Below are 16,754 nucleotides of genomic sequence, written 5' to 3'. Positions count from 1 at the left end.
TATCTCCACTGTAGATGGCTACAAGACTGGTGAAATATCGATTTTAGGCCAATATCCGAGGCAGGACGATAGAACTCAACTGATTCATCGAAGATGGGGAATCAGAATAGCGGAAGGCGTCAGCCACCAGGAATTTGCAGCACCTGTCCGATGCGAATCGTATCACTTTTCAGCTCATTGGCATTACGCAGACGTTTGACACTGACCTGGTAACGATTGGCGATGGCAAGCAAGGTATCACCTGACGAAATGACATGCTTGCGTACAGCTTGATTTGCCGCCAGCCAGGTGCCTGGTGGTGGCTGATACCTGAAGTAGTCACGAATACCCTTCATCAAAGCTTTTGCCACTTTATTCTGATGTTTGGGATCTCGCAGACGGCGCTCTTCATCTGGATTGGAGATAAATGCGGTCTCCACCAGCATTGAGGGTATATCCGGTGATTTGAGCACCACAAACCCAGCTTGCTGTACCCTCCGTTTATGGGTTTTGCCCAGGCCCTTAAGCTCAGAAAGTACTCGGCTTGCTGCCTCAGAACTCGCTTGTAATGTGCCAATCTGTGAGAGATCGAGTAACACCGAGGCCAACATATCATCCTTGTCCTCCAGCGAGACGCCACCAACCAGATCAGCACTGTTCTCCCGCTCTGCCAACCACCGGGATGCTTCATTCGAGGCGCCACTCCTTGAGAGGGTGTAGACAGAGGACCCCCTCACTTTCGGGTCTTTGAAGGCATCAGCATGGATTGAAACAAACAGGTCTGCCTGGTGTTGTCTGGCTTTAGCCATGCGTTTTCGCAGGCCCAGATAGTAATCCCCATCCCGTATAAGAACAGCACGCATCCCTTTTTGCTTGTTGAGCAACTTCACCAGCTTGCGGCCGATTTGCAGCACCACGTCCTTTTCATAGGTACCCTTGCGCCCCCTGGCTCCGGGATCTTCACCCCCATGACCAGGATCAACCGCAATTACCACATCACGGTGTCCTGCTGTTTTGGCTTTCTTTGCAGTTTTAACCGGTTGATTGCGATGTAGGGTTGTACTTTTCCCATCATACAGATCAACAACCAGACGGTGGCCGTATTCTCTGTTCGGACGAAGGGAGAAACTCTTTGGTTTTACCGCGCTGTTCAGATCAAAAACCACCCGAACATCATTTTTGTTGCGCCCAGCAGATCGCATACCCCGAATCATCTTGTTCTCTTTGGTGGGATCAGGTAAGTGCTTGGTGAGCTTTACATTTTTAAGGTCCAGTACCAGGCGGTCAGGTGCCTTCAGAGTAAAAATCTTGTGTGATACTTTGTCGTCGGCATCAAATACCAGGCGGACATGGTCTGGCGCAGACCAGATACGCAGCCCGGTAATCTCAGCCTGCTTCGCGTGGAGTGGGAGACTGCTGACAAACAGTAGCAGCAGTATGGTGAGTCTATTCCTCATTGCCCCATGACCAATTAACATTAAAACACAACATAAAAAATAGCATGTGTCAGTATTTTTTCCAAGTTATTCTGCTAGATAGATGATTTTTCTATTAAATAAATTAACCATCCACCAGATCACTTTGTATTTCCTGAAATATCTCCCTGCCTTTTCTACTGACGCCCCCGATTTTTATTCGTCTTGCCGCCCCATCATGAGCAATATCAACCACCAGATCAGGGGAAGGCAAGCCACCCTCGCCTCTTTCCGGCCATTCAATCAACATATAAGCGTCTTCTGTAAGCAGGTCTTGAATGCCAAGATATTCCAGCTCTTCAACATCTGACAATCGATACAGGTCGAAATGATAGCAGGAAACCTTGCCCATTTCGTAGGGTTCCAGAATTGTGTAGGTTGGACTTTTAACTCGCCCCTGATAACCGACGCCCCTAAGGAATCCTCTTGCCAGTGTAGTTTTACCCGCACCAAGATCACCCACCAGATAGACAATACAGGGGGGAAAACAGTTCATTGCCAAACGGCGTCCGACCTCCTCTTGCTGTGCTTCACCCGACACAGTCAGCTCAATCATTCCTCAGCTCCAAATTCAGAGTCGGACGCAGGGCCTCGATCAAGTCTCCTGCCAACATTCCGATTTCTCCCTCGATTGCCGCCTGGTCACCAGCTGCAGCGTGCAGGCAGACACCGAGTTCAGCGGCCTCCCGAAGTGGGTAACCCTGCACCAGAAATGCACCGATAACACCGCTCAGTACATCACCGGATCCTCCACTCGCCATACCGGGATTGCCATCACAGCAGAGCGCAACAGCCTGATTGCCATCAGAACCAACCAGTGTTCCCGCCCCTTTCAAAACAGTGACGCCACCATAGCGTTGCTGTAGTGCTTCACAAGCTGCAAAGCGATCACATTGAACCTGCTTTGTCTCCCATCCCAAAAGTCTGGCAGCCTCCCCTGGATGGGGTGTCAATATCCAGTTATCTCTACGAGCAGGATATCTCTTCAGCCAATATAGCGCATCGGCATCCATGAGTAGGGGTAGACCAGTCCGGGTAACAGCGTTGAAAAGCATCTCACTCCAGACCGACCGGCCTAAACCAGGCCCCAACACCACACCATCCACTCTATCCAATAAGAGCCCCACCGATGCCTCATCGGTCACCCCTCGGCACATCAGTTCCGGGCGACCGATGTTACTCCATGGGGCATGTTGCGGATGGGTTGCCAGAGTGACCAATCCTGCACCACTCCTGGCTGCACCCTCGCCAGCCATACGCACTGCACCAGAGTAGCCAGTATCTCCTCCAGCAACCAGAAGATGGCCAAAATCTCCTTTGTGGGAGGAACGATCCCGCTTGGGTATTTGATTTACTGCCTTGTGCCAATTGATACGACGACAAGCAAGCAGTTGACGGGAGTAGAGTTGCGCTGGCACCTCAAGGGCATCGAAGCTGATGTCGCCACAATACTCGGGACCATCTCCAGTAAACATACCCTGCTTCAACCCTATAAAGCTGATGGTTGCTTCAGCTTTCACCGCCACGCCCAATACAGAGCCGCTATCCGCATGGAGTCCGGATGGTATATCCAGCGCAAAGACCGGCGCCTGATGTTGATTGATCTGCTCAATCGCAGATCTCCAGCTCCCCATAACCTCACGCTCAAGACCTGTACCAAGAATCGCATCAACGATCAGACTAGGTTTTCCTGGCAATCCCTGGTAGGGCTCAATATCCTGACCCAGATCCTGCCAGGCCCTGGCTTTGATCAGAGCATCCCCCTTGATCTTTTCCTCGTCTCCAAGCTGTAGTACACGGACTCGAAAGCCTGCCTGGAGTGCCAGCCTGGCAACAACATAGCCATCACCACCGTTATTGCCTAATCCACAAACCACCACTATTTCGCCGATCTCGGGCCATCTATGTTGTATAGCTTCAAAGGCGCGAGCACCGGCCCGCTCCATTAACGCTTCACCAGGAATAGAGAACTCCTCAATGGCGATTCGATCGAATTCGCGCACTTGCTCAGCCCGATAGAGGGCGAAAGGCAAAGTGTCGATGAACGGCATTACTCGCATAACTGTCTAGTCTCCTAATGTCAGTGGAACCATACCGCGAAGCCATTGGGGTATCAAAACATCCTCTGCCTAGTGAACCTCGTCATAGATTCTGTACCATTCAAAATCTATGACGAGGTACACCAGACTCACACAAATAAGACACTGCCCAGGGAGTAAGTTATAGTTTCCCAGCATGAGTGTGACGATGAATGCTGATCAGTTGAACAACCTCAGCCTGCAGATCAAACAGTGGGGAATTGAACTGGGTTTTGATGCGATAGGTATCGCAGACACTGACCTGACAGAGGCGGAGTCAAGACTCAATCAGTGGCTGGCATCGGGCTACCAAGGGGATATGGCCTATATGGCCAAACATGGTACAAAAAGAAGTCGACCATCCGAACTTGAAAGCGGCACACTCAGGGTCATCTCTGTGCGTATGGACTACCTGCCTGAATCGATGGACGATCTGCAGAGTGCACTGGACAGTCCTCAAAAAGCCTTTATCTCACGCTACGCTTTGGGGCGTGATTATCACAAGGTGCTGCGAAAGCGACTGAAAAAACTGATACAGAGGATCGAGAAGGCCGTCTCAGGTGGACACCATCGACTGTTCGTGGATTCCGCCCCGGTACTTGAAAAACCCCTGGCACAAAAAGCTGGATTGGGTTGGATTGGCAAACATACCAATCTGATAGCCAAAGATTCGGGATCATGGTTTTTTCTTGGTGAGATCTATACTGATCTACCCCTCACCACTGACCAGGTCTCTGAAAACCACTGTGGCAGCTGCAGCGCCTGCATTGATATCTGTCCCACCCAGGCAATCACAGCCCCCTATCAACTTGATGCCAGACGCTGTATCTCCTACCTGACCATTGAACTTAAAGGCTCTATTCCCGAGCCATACAGGGTTCCCATAGGTAATCGAATCTATGGTTGTGACGATTGCCAGCAAGTCTGTCCCTGGAACCGCTTTGCTTGCTTAACCCGGGAAGAGGATTTCTACTCACGTGAAGGTTTGGACAGCAGTGACCTGATCACTTTTTTCAAATGGGATGAAGCCACATTTCTAAATCGCACTGAGGGTTCTGCAATACGCCGCATCGGCTATGAGCGTTGGCTAAGAAACCTGGCTGTGGCACTGGGCAATGCACCCACTACGCCCGAGATTGTGGAGGTACTGCAAAGCCGTACAAATCAGGTAACCCCGATGGTCAAGGAGCATCTGCTTTGGGCACTGAAGCGTCATAAAATCAGATAGAAACTGAGTGACGCTTGCTGACGAAGAGTCTGACCAACAACAAACCAGCAATAATTCCAATGCCATCCACGATCACATCGCTGAACCTCGGCGATCTGCCAGGGACAAAATACTGCATCAATTCTGTAGCAAATGCCGCTAGCAGCAATCCAGGCAACAGAAGCCAGACCGGTTTTGCTCGTTCTGAAAAGAGAACCCCACTCAGCAGAAAAAAGCCAACCAGATGGCCAAATTTCGATACATCCCAAATCACTGGAAAATATGTGGGTGAGATATTGAACGACAGTCCCATTGCAGAGAGCATATCCTTAGTATACAAATCAGGAACAGAAGAAAAGAGTGTTTGTTCCAATGCCCTTTTTAGCTCAATCGGTGCCAGAACCCCAACCCCAATCAGTATGATCATGGCTACCAGATAGCCCCATTGCGGACGACCACGATAGTGTTGAATAAGCAATATCAGCCACCAAACAGAGAGCGTAGTCCAGACCAGTAGCAACAGGTTTTTAACGGTGGTATATGTAGGATTACTAGCTGCGGGATAAAGAGAAGGTGTTTTAAACTGCAACTGTCCCGCTGTTTTGAAGAGTGAGATCGAGAAGCAGACTTGCTCAAATTCAGAAGAAATTTCCACAGCCGCATGATAATGATTCCAAGGTAGATCTCCTTGAGAATTGAATAATCGACTGCTTAGTTCATAGTTTTTCCCACCATCGGCAAGATATCCTGTCACCCCAGCCCTCGCTCCATGCCACGCTTTAGGCCCAATCTCCAAACCCTCGGTTCTCGCATCAATCGCCATCACCAGGCCGCCGGGAAATACCGAACGCATCCAACACTGGTATAGCCTGCTGGATTGAGTTTTGGATTGATGGTTGATCTCGACAACACCATCAATGACCTGAATCAATTCTCTCTTTCCACCGATCTTCCAACCCGTCAGTTCGTCAGTAAAGCCGGGATTTGTCAGAATCTCCTCACCAGTGATGAGATAGTCATCCACCGAGTTAAAGAGAAGATAACTCAGGAGCGCTAGAGATATTGCCAGTAGATAGTGTTTTACCAGCAGATGCGGCAACTTCCCTGTTTGACCCAACACAACTGGCCCATATACTAAGGTAGACGGAGGAAATGGTTCCGATAGTATTGCAATTCAGCTATCGAGTCTTTGATATCGTCCATCGCAAGGTGCTTTCCCTGCTTTGAAAAGCCCTCACTCAAGGAGGGGGACCAACGGTTGATAAGCTCTTTCAACGTACTGACGTCCAGGTTCCTATAGTGGAAGAAACCTTCCAGTTGCGGCATTGTCCTGGCCATGAAACGTCGATCCTGACAGATGCTGTTGCCACACATCGGAGAAGCCCCTGAGGGTATAAATTTTTCTAAAAAGGCAATCGTCTCTGCCTCCGCCTTTGCCTCGTCATACTGACTGTTTCTGACCCGCTCTAACAGCCCGGAACCACCGTGCTGGCGTTGATTCCACTCATCCATGGCATCAAGCTTCTCCTCGGGCTGATGAATTGCAATCACAGGCCCTTCCGCAAGAATAGTCAGGTTTGCATCGGTAACAATGGTTGCAATCTCAATGATTTCATCGTGTTGCGTATCCAACCCGGTCATCTCCAGGTCGATCCAAATTAAATTGGAGGCATCAACAGGCATCTTGGTATCCTTTGTCGCATTATCGGCTCGCGGCGAGATTCTAGCAGGAAGCTGTCTCAGACTGTATGCTTATCGACCCAACAACCTAGGATTTTCTGATAAACCACTGATGGCTCTATTTACACAACTTTTTTTACTGTTCCTGATTTTCGGTACTCTGCTACAGCTCTGGTTGCTCTACCGGCATCTGAGTCATGTCGCTAAAAACAGGGGCATGGTACCCACTGCGTTCAAAGACAAAGTGACAATCGAGGATCACCAGAAAGCCGCTGACTACACCCAGGCCAAGGGTAAACTGGCCTTTATCGAAAGCTTGATCGGTGTTGCTTTGCTGCTGTTTTGGACCCTGGGTGGAGGCCTGGATCTGTTAAGCCGCTACTTGGGAGGGTGGCAGTGGGGAGAGATTACAACCGGGATGGCCTTTATTTTCTCATTTTTGTTCATAGGTTCCTTTCTGGATCTCCCATTCAGCCTCTTCAGAACCTTCCGTTTGGAAGCCGTTTTTGGCTTTAACCGCATCACACCTCAACAATATCTCAAGGATCGTGCACTCGGCCTGGTGCTCTCAATACTGCTTGGTGGGCCTCTATTGTGGGTGATCCTGAAATTGATGCACAGCGCAGGTGAATACTGGTGGCTTGGCGCATGGCTGGTCTGGCTAAGTTTCACCCTCGGTATCTCCTGGGCTTACCCCCGCTTTATTGCACCATTGTTTAATAAATTCACCCCGCTTACTGAGGGTGATATGCGCGACCGTATTCGAAGTCTGCTTCAACGTTGCGGTTTTGCCAGTGATGGCATTTTTGTTATGGATGGTTCAAAGCGATCAGCCCATGGCAATGCCTATTTTACCGGCTTCGGAAAAACCAAACGCATCGTCTTTTTTGATACTCTGCTGGAAACCCTCAGTGTTGAAGAGGTGGAAGCTGTTCTGGCCCATGAACTCGGTCACTTCCACTACAAACACATCCATAAACAGATGGTGGTGATGGCCCTGCTCTCGCTCGGTGGCATGGCACTACTTGGCTGGCTTACTCAGCAAATCTGGTTCTACAATGGTCTGGGCATCACAGAACCATCAAACGCTGCAGCGCTTCTGTTATTTATACTGACAATCCCTGTTTTCACCATATTCTTTACCCCGCTTGGCAGTTATCTATCACGACGCCACGAGTTTGAAGCGGACAACTATGCGGTAAATCAGAGCAGTGGGGAGTTTCTGATAAAAGCGCTGGTCAAACTCTATCAAGACAATGCAAGCACATTGACACCGGATCCGCTCTATTCGTTTTTTCACGACAGCCATCCTCCGGCTCCTGTGCGTATTGCCCACATTACCAAACATATTTCAGCTTAAATGGAGAGTGTTGATGAATAAGCTACTGATACCTGCAACCTCACTACTGATCCTTGTCTCCTCCAACCTGTTTGCAGAAGACCAGGAAAGAGGCCAGCAGTTACATGGCGAACACTGTATTAAATGCCATGGCAGTGAGGTTTATACCCGTCCAAATCGCAGGGTTGGCGACCTCCCTGGGTTACATAAACAAGTGCGTTTTTGTGAGCAGAATCTAGGACTGACCTGGTTCGATGACGACATCGACAGTACCACCACATACCTTAATCAGGAATACTACAAATTTGACCCTAAACAATAAGAAAATCTCTTCATGGCCAAACGCCGCCTGACAATCCAACAAAAAGGTCGTATTCAGGCAATACAGGAGAAGCGGCGACAACGTCTGGATCAGAGAGCCCATCAATCCCTGAGCAGCGCTGATGAACAACCCTCCCGGGAGGGGCATGTCGTCATACGCCATGGCGCCACACTTGGGATTGATGATGGGTCGGGAAAGATCCACCGTTGTCAGACCCGTCAGAACATAGGCCATCCAGTCTGTGGAGATCGGGTTATATGGCAACCTGTCGAAGAGACAGAAGGGGTTGTAACCGCTCTGTTGCCGAGAGAAAGCGTCCTCAGCAGGCCCGACTATAGCGGCCGCCATAAACCACTGGCAGCAAACATCGGTCTACTGGTAATTGTACTTGCACCAAGGCCAGAACCCAGTGGCTACCTACTCGACCAGTATCTGGTTACTGCTGAAACAATCAAGATTCCGCCTCTAATTGCCATCAATAAGATCGACCTTTTGTCAGAGGAAGAGGAATCAACCTTTATCTCTCAATTCGATGCCTATACCAAAATTGGCTATCCGCTGATAAAGATAAGTGCAAAACAGGAACATGGGCTGGACGCCTTGATCGAACACCTGAAGGGGGTCACCAGTATTCTGCTTGGGCAATCCGGTGTTGGTAAATCATCATTGATCAATGCCCTGCTTCCGTCGCATGATATTGAGACTGGCAGACTCTCTGAAGCCACAGGCCTGGGCCGGCACACCACCTCAGCTGCGACATGCTACAACCTGCCTCAGGGGGGGAAATTAATTGACTCACCAGGGGTTCGAAGTTTTCGGCTCACCGACCTCAGTCGTCAGGAGCTTGAACAAGGCTTCCCGGAATTCCGGCCCTATATCGGTCAGTGTCGTTTTCACAACTGTACCCATGAACATGAACCGGATTGTGCCATTCAAAGTGCCGCCAATCGTGACGAGATAGCCCCGCTTCGCCTGGAGAACTTTCTCAGACTAAGCAAATCATAGTCCTATTTTTTCAATATATAGCGGACAATATCCTCTCTAAGGAGTGCTGAAACAGTATTGTTACTTGATTTTAAGTGCCATAAATTGTTGCCAAACATCATTTGGTCGCCATGATGGCAACATCACTCGGCAAGCTTGATCATGCGTATAGCCATGAACCGACTTATAGTACTGATACAAAAAAGCAGAAACTCGTTTATTTACCACACAATGTATCCATATTTTTTTATCCGAAAAACTCTCCATAATGTTAATGAATGTTCTCAAATGCTCGATATCTGGCACATCGAACGGTACTGGAATATGGACATATGACATTTTCCTTGCTGTTACAATATAACCTTCTTCAGGGATTGCATTGTCCGAATTTGGCATCGCCAGATTAATTACTAACTGGTAGCCTGCTTGTGCAATATCCTTGAATTGCTTCTCTTCAGGTTGCCCGGAAGAAGCAATCCGTTCAGAAACTCGAATGTAGTTTGTAATATCTTCTATTGCCATTTTCTTTGTCACTGCGTGGTATTGACCTGCAGGGCTTGGCTCGTTGTACTCGAGCCTAACAATTTTTAGAATTAATTCTCGGGAAAGCGTACATGCACAGCTGCGCCACCGAATGTCGATGATGTGCCTATCTCTATCTGTCCGCCATAGGCACTTACGATATCTGCGGCAACTGCCATGCCGATACCTTGCCCCGGTTGTCGGGTATCAACCCGATGTCCTCGTTGAAAAACAGTCTGAATCTGATTATCTGGTATGCCATCTCCATCGTCCTCGATGCAGAAATAGAGAGATTTGGCTGCGGTGACTGTTACTGCAACCTGGCGCTTGCCATATTTACAACTATTCTCCATCAGATTCCCAAGCAGCTCCATCAAGTCACCTTCATCCCCAAAAAAGTGGCTCTCTGGCTCTACACTGATATGCCATTGAATGCCCTTATCGAGATAGACCTTATCCAGTGATTTCATCAATCGTTCGACCAGTGGTTCAACCGCAATACTCTGAGTCAGAACATGACGCCCCGAAGCGGCCGCACGTTGTAACTGATGGCTTACAATCTGATTCATTCGCACCACTTGATCGCAGACAGTTTGATGAGGATACTCTTCTGGTCGATCTGCTATACCCTGGAGGATAGCCAACGGCGTCTTAAGACTATGGGCCAAATCGCCAAGACTGTCCCGATATCGCTGCTGCCTGGCCTGGGCGTGCTGAATCAGGGAGTTTATATTTGATGTCAATCGATTCAGCTCTTTCGGGTAGCGCCCCTTGAGTTTATCGGAGCGTCCGGATTCAATTTCAGTCAACGCCTCCTCCACCTCACGCAGTGGTGACAACCCCCAACTCAGAACCCATCCTTGCACCAGCAGCAGCAGGACAGCGGCTCCACCCAACCATAGAAAAAGGGTGTCGCGAAAAGTCCCTATCTGCTCCTTTATTGGTTCCAGATCTTCAGCCACCGACAGCACATATTTCAATTCACGGCCATTGAAATCTTCCCATACCACACCGAAGTTCAGGCCCATAACCTCTCTGTCAGGCATCTTGAAACGTCCAGACTCTGATTCACCAGGGGCGATATATTTGGAAAAACTGAGCGCTTGACCTAAAGCGGACCCGGAGTGCCAACGGTAACCCTCTGGATAGAGATTAACCTGAGCGTAAAGGCCTGAGTCTGGTCGATTGAAACGGGGATCTGTCAAAACATCAGGCATTTTTAGCTGCCCTTCGTGACCCTCTTCAGCCGCTGCCAGCAGTGCATAAACACTACTTAAGAGCCTCGCATTCAAGGCCTCTTCAGTAGAGGATCGAAAGGCTTTATCGAGAGACAACCCGGTTAACCCGAGAAAAGCCCCTAACACCAGAGTTGCCGCCAGAAGCAGACGCTGCCGAATGGATAGGATATGCCTGGTGTGATTGGCCATCATAGGACGCTGCAAAACCCTCTATCCAGGTTCAGAATAGCGTTGAATTTGCCAGAGACTGTTGGGTTGTTATAGATTTCTTTCCAGAGCAAATCGATAGCCCCGTCCGCGCAGAGTCTCAATGGGTTTGTAGTGTTCATCAGGATCAAGCTTTTTACGCAGGCGCCTGACAAAGACTTCGATAGTATTGCTATCCCGATCCCAATCCTGGTCATAGATGTGTTCGGTCAGCTCGCTCTTTGAAACCACTTCACCGGCATGTAGCATCATATATTCGAGAACCTTGTATTCGTAAGCTGTCAGCTCCACAGGTTCATCGTTGATACTGACCGTCTGAGTACGGGTATCGAGGGACACCGGCCCGCCTGAGAGCACCGGTTGCGACCAACCACCAGAACGTCTCAGAAGAGCATTGAGTCTGGCAAGTAACTCTTCAACATGAAAGGGCTTGACCAGATAATCATCAGCACCCGCTTCCAAACCTTCCACTTTGTCCTGCCAGTTTCCGCGGGCGGTAAGAATCAAAATTGGAAAGTTTTTATCCAGCTTTCGAAGTTCACTGATTAACTCAATTCCAGACATCTTCGGCAGGCCAATATCGACAATACCTACGTCGATGCCATATTCCCGTCCTAAAAAAAGCCCTTCTGCGCCATCCTCGGCACTATCTACAGTGTAACCATGATCAGCGAGTCGAGTAGCCAGTGGCTCTCTTATCTCCGCCTCATCTTCAACCAAAAGTACCCGCATCTAAGTTTCCCAATACCAAGTCAACAGAACTGCCCAGATAACTGCCTTCTACATGCTATTCCTGATTCTGACCAGGTTCATAGAGACAAGAATAGATATGTGTTTTCTTTGATCAGCGCCTGGCGCCATTTTTCTTGCCTCCGCCATCTGCGTTAATGCGTACACGATGCACTTTCCCATCTTTGGACAATATACGAATGTTATGTACTCTTCGGCCATCCCTGGTTTGGGTCTCTGCAGAGATAACCTGCCCACCCTTACGCTGCTTGGCCTGCTCCACCGCTTTATTGAGGCTAACCTCCGCTACAGCGTTGGTCAGTGACAATAGTAGCGATCCGAGCAACAATGCCTGGACTATTTGTCGAGTGATTGACCTCATATTATAAAAACACCTGATTGTCTAAACTGTTTGCAGTCACCGGGTTGGCCCCGGGGGAGCAGTAAATGCCGATCTCCCCAGGGGATGAAGAAATCCTATAACCCCTCATCGATTGTTATACCTTTTTCATCGATCGAAAGCGATAATCCTTCTGCTGCCAAACAGACCTAATAACTATCTGCAGGCCTGACATCTACCCGAACCGGTATACGCTCGCCGGGATGCTCATTGGTGAAGGTGGTAAATACCCGGCCTTTGTAACGATAGGTGACGTCGTATCCGGCCAACTGCTCTTCATAGCGGGTGTGGTGAGTGGTTTCACACCGCTGTTCATAGGTTGAACCGTAGTGGCCACCCCGCCCCTGATTACTCAGGTCGTGACCAATTGCGCCACCAAGCAGCGTACCAGCGAGGGTGGCAGCGTCACGTCCTCTGCCACGACCGCGACTCACTGAGTTTGCCACAACACCACCAATAATTCCGCCCAGCACTGTACCGGTAAATTTTTTACCTCTTGGTTGATAGTAATCAACCTCTTCATCCCAACAGTGACGCTCAGGTTCAGAAATCTCTACAGTACGATAGACAGGCTCCACATCAATAACCTTGGCACTATCCCGATAACGGTCACGATGCCCTGCTGTAGCGGTCATAGAAAGAGTCAGAAGAACGGTTCCGGTTATCAATATTGTTCTGTTCATGATTTTCTCCAGGCTGATTCCGATAAAAAGTGGCGACAACTCACCTCAAGTTATCTACAGCTTAAGAGAACGTAACTGAACGCTAACTGAACCTGAAAAATCTAAAAATTAAACATATAAATCAATAGCTTAGCTATTGGCTTTTTTCGGATTTACATAACCAACACTCAAGAACCCTGTTTACGCCAGACCAGCATGCGATTGTTGACCGGCATTTCAATATCTTCCTCAAGTATCATTCCATGATTGCCAGCCAGCAAAACCAGGTCATCAAAATTTCGTATACCACTCAATGGATCACGGGATTTAAGCCATTGATCAAATCTGCGATTACTTTCACTGGTGAAGTGGCCTTGATAATTAAATGGGCCATAGAGCACAAAACAGCCATCCGGCTCCAAAATGCGGCCTACCCCTTGAAACAGTTTTTCCACTTCTGGCCAAGACATGATGTGGGCTGTATTTGCACTGAAAACTGCAGAGAAAGTCTCTTCAGGCCAGCTGTCAGATACATCCAGAGATATCGGCTCTCTCAGGTTGGTTGAACTCGCATCGACCAACCAGGCACATATTCCCTCGTGATTCTCCTCCTTATCACTGGTATGCCATATCAAATGAGGCATAGCTGCAGCAAAAAAGACCGCATGCTGGCCTGTACCACTGCCGATTTCCAAAACTGAATTGGCACAGCTTAACAGGCGCTTCAATTGCTCTAGAATTGGTTGCTTATTCTCATCACAAGACTCGGCATAGGGTTTCTGCTCTATATTCAATTTTCTATCCTTAACAATCCGCCCACTCTGTGGGTTTTAAATATCGTTCATATAACTGAGCTTCGTTTGAGCCATCCTCAGGAGTCCAGTTATATTGCCAACGCACCAAAGGTGGAAGCGACATTAAAATAGACTCGGTACGTCCCCCGGACTGCAGACCAAACAGCGTGCCTCGATCGTAGACCAGATTGAACTCCACATAGCGCCCCCTGCGATAGAGCTGAAAACTCCGTTCACGCTCACCAAAAGGGGTATCACTTCGACGAGTAACTATGGGTCGATAGGCAGGCAGGTAGTGATCACCGACACTGCGCATAAAATCAAATGACTTGGTAAACCCCCACTCATTCAGGTCATCGAAAAAGAGACCACCAATCCCCCTCGGCTCATCTCTGTGTTTCAGATAGAAGTAGTCGTCACACCACTTTTTATAGCGAGCATAGACATCACTGCCAAACGGATCACACGCCTTTTTTGCAGTATTGTGCCAATCTCGACAATCCTCGTCATAACCATAATAAGGTGTTAGGTCAAAACCGCCGCCAAACCACCATACCGGATCAGCGTCCTCTTTTTCTGCAATAAAAAAACGGACATTGGCATGAGATGTAGGCACATATGGATTGTTTGGATGTATCACCAGGGAGAGCCCCATCGCCTCGAAGGCGCGGCCTGCCAACTCCGGGCGATGAGCAGTTGCTGAGCCCGGCAGCTGATCTCCTCGCACATGGGAAAAGTTAACACCTGCCTGTTCAAAAACAGCACCATCCTGCAACACTGCACTGATTCCACCACCACCCAGTTTTTCTCCAGGTTCGCGTTGCCAACTATCCAGGAAAAAATGAGCCTGACCATCTTCCTCTTCCAGGGCTGAGCAGATAGTCTGCTGCAGTTTCAGCAAGTACTCCTTAACTTGCTGTTTGTTTGGTTGATCATTCAAGATAATTAATTCTCTATTGTTATGTTGATTTGGTATCAAGGCGTTTCAGAAAGATCTTCATCTCCTTGGCAGCCTGTATATCCCCTTTAGCCTCAGCTACTTCGATTCCTTTTCGGTAAACATCCGCCGCCTCCTTCACCTGCTCCACCCCTGCCAGAGCCTTGCCAAGGTGTTTCCAACTGGCAGAGTGTTGTTCATCCAGCTTTACCGCTTCAGTCAACTGCTCTACAGCTTTCAGGAAATCTCCCTGTTTGAGAAAAAGCGTTCCCAGCGTATATCGCAGCAAGGCGTTATCTGTGCCCTGCTCCAACATTTTTTCCAGGTTCTTTTGGTCCATGGGTAGTTTGACCTCTTTTGTATTGCTCTGGGTATAAATTATAAACCGTTCAATATTTACAGGTTAAATGGTACTTCAGACAGATGATACCTCTTCTGATACTATCAGATAGGGGTAATCACATAGAGATACAACCTGAAATAATTAATGGGTATTGAACTGTTTAGGCGGGTCACAATATTGCCATAGGTCAATATCTCTACAACCGGTTCATCCTAGAATCCGCAGTTGAACATGGATTTGTGGAAAATCTCGGCGTGTCCGGCTAGGCGTCGATCGCCGTTAATGGCTATTCCCTTAACAAGAGCGACAACGCAGCAGGGCGCGCTGAGATTTTTCACAAATTCTTGTAGCGTTAGTAAGCTCAATCAGTGGGTAGGGATAAAACCATTAATTGATGTGGCATATCATTACCTTATGCCAGGTTATAGCGGTCAACTACGGAATCTAGGATCATAATATGACCATAGATAAAGCGCGCGAAATCATCAAACAGCAGATCTGTTTCGGCAGTGGATACAATCGTAATGCGGTACGCCTGTTGCTGAGCGAAATTCAACGAGAGTACGGTCAGCAAGCCAGTGACCAGTTGATCAATGAACTCTCTCTGGAGGAGGCATTTGGTATCAAGCCTGGAACTGATTTCACCCATGTTGCGCATTAATATCCGGCGAAATCAAGGCAATATGCCTTTGAATACATGTTGAACTAAATCGTTATAAATAAATGATCGAAAAATGATCTCAGAATCTGATTGGAAGAAGTTTAAGAAAATTAAAGAAGAGGCATTACAACGCTTCTGTGGAACAATATTAAATGATGTATCAGCGGGTTTAGAGAATAGTGATAACCCAACAAATCATGGCAAATATCTCTATTTATACAAATTGATTGAGAGCTATGATAAACAAATTGCTTTGCTATTTAATGACCACAGCCGCTCAAAAGCCACAATACAACTTATGATGCTGCGACAAGAAGGATTGGTTAATGAGGCTGATATCCAGGGTTTATCAAATGAACTCAAAGAACACACAAATCCTAGTAATCATGCATAACCATCGGCTACAGTGGATGCTCGCTACCGCTCGGCACACTGAGCCTGGCCGTTATGTGATGTAAAAGGAGGATAGAATTGAAAGCCGAAGATTATTTTAACGGGCTAGAATCACCGATGAAAGAAATCTCAAAAGAACTGCGCAGGATAGTTACTACATTTTCTTCAGAGCTAAAGGAAGAAATAAAATGGGGTGTACCGACTTATTCAATGAAGAAGAATATTTGCTCAATAATAGCTCATAAGAAACATGTAAATTTTCAAATAATGCAGGGTGCGCATCTAAAAGATACTCAAGAACTTGAAGGGACAGGGAAAGATATGCGGCACATGAAACTTTACTCACTCAGTGAAGCCGAAGGTAAAAAGATTAATAATTACTTAAAGCAGGCTATAGAATTGGAAAATGATTACACATAACAATGAGCTTTCAGTCGAGCGGTTTCATATAATATAAACATTATAAACATGACACCCAATCAAAATATAAACATGAAAATAGCCCAGATTCAAGGTGAAAGCATCACCACCTGCTGCAAAAATTGGTGAATTTCAAAGGAGATATTATTGAATTATGGAAAGAATCTATACTGAACTTCGTTAAATTCTCAACGTTAGGCGCATAGGACTCTCAGCGTTTGCTGATCTTATACTTTGTTGAACGATGAGAGTCTTTTTTAGGTAAGCAGCGACTGCACTGCCCCAAGATTCGGCGTTCGCCGATAACCCAGTTTTCGGCAAACGGCTTTGAGTGAGTAACTCATACCCACCAGTCCCTTGAAGCGACTTTCGAAATTCTGTGTC

Annotated in this window: 20 protein-coding genes; 7 read left to right on the top strand and 13 right to left on the bottom strand. The window is 47.8% G+C overall.

Features of this window, described 5'->3' with window-relative positions:
- Positions 1-119: 119 nt before the first annotated feature.
- The 3 genes from AC4IE7_RS00445 to AC4IE7_RS00435 all read right to left on the bottom strand — a co-directional run bounded on the left by AC4IE7_RS00445 (position 120) and on the right by AC4IE7_RS00435 (position 3,514).
- Positions 120-1,436: an N-acetylmuramoyl-L-alanine amidase gene (locus tag AC4IE7_RS00445; RefSeq protein ID WP_490774826.1), complete on the bottom strand. Its 1,317-nt coding sequence runs from the start codon at positions 1,434-1,436 to the stop codon at positions 120-122.
- A gap of 103 nt (positions 1,437-1,539) precedes the next feature.
- Positions 1,540-2,010: a tRNA (adenosine(37)-N6)-threonylcarbamoyltransferase complex ATPase subunit type 1 TsaE gene (gene tsaE / locus AC4IE7_RS00440; RefSeq protein ID WP_490774825.1), complete on the bottom strand. Its 471-nt coding sequence runs from the start codon at positions 2,008-2,010 to the stop codon at positions 1,540-1,542.
- Positions 2,003-3,514, bottom strand: coding sequence for an NAD(P)H-hydrate dehydratase (locus AC4IE7_RS00435; RefSeq protein WP_490774824.1), 1,512 nt, complete (start codon positions 3,512-3,514; stop codon positions 2,003-2,005). The genes tsaE and AC4IE7_RS00435 overlap by 8 nt, the downstream gene beginning before the upstream one ends.
- Before the next feature lie 187 nt (positions 3,515-3,701).
- Here AC4IE7_RS00435 and queG point away from each other — a divergent pair, with 187 nt between their 5' ends.
- The gene (gene queG, locus AC4IE7_RS00430) at positions 3,702-4,760 is read left to right on the top strand and encodes a tRNA epoxyqueuosine(34) reductase QueG (RefSeq protein WP_490774823.1); all 1,059 of its coding nucleotides are present in this window, start codon (positions 3,702-3,704) and stop codon (positions 4,758-4,760) included.
- Here the strand turns inward: queG and AC4IE7_RS00425 are convergent.
- Together AC4IE7_RS00425 and orn are read right to left on the bottom strand one after the other, a co-directional pair.
- Positions 4,753-5,859, bottom strand: coding sequence for a VanZ family protein (locus tag AC4IE7_RS00425; RefSeq protein ID WP_490774822.1), 1,107 nt, complete (start codon positions 5,857-5,859; stop codon positions 4,753-4,755). The genes queG and AC4IE7_RS00425 overlap by 8 nt on opposite strands.
- 14 nt (positions 5,860-5,873) lie before the next feature.
- Complete coding sequence (gene orn / locus AC4IE7_RS00420; RefSeq protein WP_490774821.1) at positions 5,874-6,422, bottom strand: oligoribonuclease; 549 nt, start codon at positions 6,420-6,422, stop codon at positions 5,874-5,876.
- A gap of 109 nt (positions 6,423-6,531) precedes the next feature.
- On the opposite strand from orn, the gene AC4IE7_RS00415 reads away from it, so the two are divergent.
- Genes AC4IE7_RS00415 through rsgA form a run of 3 tightly spaced genes read left to right on the top strand, consistent with a single transcriptional unit; the run spans position 6,532 to position 9,085 of the window.
- A complete protein-coding gene (locus tag AC4IE7_RS00415; RefSeq protein ID WP_490774820.1) occupies positions 6,532-7,779 on the top strand; it encodes a M48 family metallopeptidase in 1,248 nt (415 codons plus the stop codon).
- Positions 7,780-7,792: 13 nt separating this feature from the next.
- Positions 7,793-8,080 (top strand): cytochrome c, encoded by a 288-nt coding sequence (locus AC4IE7_RS00410; RefSeq protein WP_490774819.1) that lies wholly within the window; start codon positions 7,793-7,795, stop codon positions 8,078-8,080.
- Between the two features lie 12 nt (positions 8,081-8,092).
- Entirely contained in the window at positions 8,093-9,085 is a 993-nt protein-coding gene (gene rsgA, locus AC4IE7_RS00405) for a small ribosomal subunit biogenesis GTPase RsgA (RefSeq protein WP_490774818.1), read from the top strand.
- A gap of 60 nt (positions 9,086-9,145) precedes the next feature.
- Here the strand turns inward: rsgA and AC4IE7_RS00400 are convergent, their stop codons facing one another.
- From AC4IE7_RS00400 to AC4IE7_RS00365, 8 genes are all read right to left on the bottom strand, one after another.
- The gene (locus tag AC4IE7_RS00400) at positions 9,146-9,598 is read right to left on the bottom strand and encodes a protein tyrosine phosphatase family protein (protein WP_490774817.1); all 453 of its coding nucleotides are present in this window, start codon (positions 9,596-9,598) and stop codon (positions 9,146-9,148) included.
- A 59-nt stretch (positions 9,599-9,657) separates the two neighbouring features.
- Positions 9,658-11,028: an ATP-binding protein gene (locus AC4IE7_RS00395; protein WP_490774816.1), complete on the bottom strand. Its 1,371-nt coding sequence runs from the start codon at positions 11,026-11,028 to the stop codon at positions 9,658-9,660.
- A gap of 54 nt (positions 11,029-11,082) precedes the next feature.
- Complete coding sequence (locus tag AC4IE7_RS00390) at positions 11,083-11,763, bottom strand: response regulator transcription factor (RefSeq protein WP_490774815.1); 681 nt, start codon at positions 11,761-11,763, stop codon at positions 11,083-11,085.
- A 112-nt stretch (positions 11,764-11,875) separates the two neighbouring features.
- A complete protein-coding gene (locus AC4IE7_RS00385) occupies positions 11,876-12,142 on the bottom strand; it encodes a PepSY domain-containing protein (protein ID WP_490774814.1) in 267 nt (88 codons plus the stop codon).
- Positions 12,143-12,309: 167 nt separating this feature from the next.
- Positions 12,310-12,843, bottom strand: a complete 534-nt coding sequence (locus AC4IE7_RS00380) for a glycine zipper 2TM domain-containing protein (RefSeq protein WP_490774813.1) — start codon at positions 12,841-12,843, stop codon at positions 12,310-12,312.
- Positions 12,844-13,010: 167 nt separating this feature from the next.
- Positions 13,011-13,616, bottom strand: coding sequence for a DUF938 domain-containing protein (locus AC4IE7_RS00375; RefSeq protein ID WP_490774812.1), 606 nt, complete (start codon positions 13,614-13,616; stop codon positions 13,011-13,013).
- Between the two features lie 10 nt (positions 13,617-13,626).
- Complete coding sequence (gene hemF, locus AC4IE7_RS00370; RefSeq protein WP_490774835.1) at positions 13,627-14,559, bottom strand: oxygen-dependent coproporphyrinogen oxidase; 933 nt, start codon at positions 14,557-14,559, stop codon at positions 13,627-13,629.
- 16 nt (positions 14,560-14,575) lie between these two features.
- Entirely contained in the window at positions 14,576-14,893 is a 318-nt protein-coding gene (locus tag AC4IE7_RS00365; RefSeq protein WP_490774811.1) for a CDC27 family protein, read from the bottom strand.
- Between the two features lie 460 nt (positions 14,894-15,353).
- Between AC4IE7_RS00365 and AC4IE7_RS00360 the strand changes: the two genes are divergently transcribed.
- From AC4IE7_RS00360 to AC4IE7_RS00350, 3 genes are all read left to right on the top strand, one after another.
- Positions 15,354-15,557, top strand: a complete 204-nt coding sequence (locus AC4IE7_RS00360; RefSeq protein ID WP_490774810.1) for a hypothetical protein — start codon at positions 15,354-15,356, stop codon at positions 15,555-15,557.
- A 73-nt stretch (positions 15,558-15,630) separates the two neighbouring features.
- The gene (locus AC4IE7_RS00355) at positions 15,631-15,951 is read left to right on the top strand and encodes a hypothetical protein (protein WP_490774809.1); all 321 of its coding nucleotides are present in this window, start codon (positions 15,631-15,633) and stop codon (positions 15,949-15,951) included.
- A 77-nt stretch (positions 15,952-16,028) separates the two neighbouring features.
- Positions 16,029-16,370, top strand: coding sequence for a DUF1801 domain-containing protein (locus AC4IE7_RS00350; protein WP_490774808.1), 342 nt, complete (start codon positions 16,029-16,031; stop codon positions 16,368-16,370).
- Positions 16,371-16,754 lie beyond the last annotated feature (384 nt).

It is taken from the genome of Candidatus Thiodiazotropha sp. AKAK3 (genome assembly GCF_058244645.1).
This window is presented reverse-complemented; position numbering and strand designations above follow the sequence as displayed.

Excerpts from the sequence above, each read along its gene's own strand:
- AC4IE7_RS00445 (WP_490774826.1), bottom strand. The coding sequence starts at position 1,436 with ATGAGGAATAGACTCACCATACTGCTGCTACTGTTTGTCAGCAGTCTC.
- tsaE (WP_490774825.1), bottom strand. The coding sequence starts at position 2,010 with ATGATTGAGCTGACTGTGTCGGGTGAAGCACAGCAAGAGGAGGTCGGA.
- AC4IE7_RS00435 (WP_490774824.1), bottom strand. The coding sequence starts at position 3,514 with ATGCGAGTAATGCCGTTCATCGACACTTTGCCTTTCGCCCTCTATCGG.
- queG (WP_490774823.1), top strand. The coding sequence starts at position 3,702 with ATGAATGCTGATCAGTTGAACAACCTCAGCCTGCAGATCAAACAGTGG.
- orn (WP_490774821.1), bottom strand. The coding sequence starts at position 6,422 with ATGCCTGTTGATGCCTCCAATTTAATTTGGATCGACCTGGAGATGACC.
- AC4IE7_RS00415 (WP_490774820.1), top strand. The coding sequence starts at position 6,532 with ATGGCTCTATTTACACAACTTTTTTTACTGTTCCTGATTTTCGGTACT.
- AC4IE7_RS00410 (WP_490774819.1), top strand. The coding sequence starts at position 7,793 with ATGAATAAGCTACTGATACCTGCAACCTCACTACTGATCCTTGTCTCC.
- rsgA (WP_490774818.1), top strand. The coding sequence starts at position 8,093 with ATGGCCAAACGCCGCCTGACAATCCAACAAAAAGGTCGTATTCAGGCA.
- AC4IE7_RS00390 (WP_490774815.1), bottom strand. The coding sequence starts at position 11,763 with ATGCGGGTACTTTTGGTTGAAGATGAGGCGGAGATAAGAGAGCCACTG.
- AC4IE7_RS00385 (WP_490774814.1), bottom strand. The coding sequence starts at position 12,142 with ATGAGGTCAATCACTCGACAAATAGTCCAGGCATTGTTGCTCGGATCG.
- AC4IE7_RS00380 (WP_490774813.1), bottom strand. The coding sequence starts at position 12,843 with ATGAACAGAACAATATTGATAACCGGAACCGTTCTTCTGACTCTTTCT.
- AC4IE7_RS00365 (WP_490774811.1), bottom strand. The coding sequence starts at position 14,893 with ATGGACCAAAAGAACCTGGAAAAAATGTTGGAGCAGGGCACAGATAAC.
- AC4IE7_RS00360 (WP_490774810.1), top strand. The coding sequence starts at position 15,354 with ATGACCATAGATAAAGCGCGCGAAATCATCAAACAGCAGATCTGTTTC.
- AC4IE7_RS00355 (WP_490774809.1), top strand. The coding sequence starts at position 15,631 with ATGATCTCAGAATCTGATTGGAAGAAGTTTAAGAAAATTAAAGAAGAG.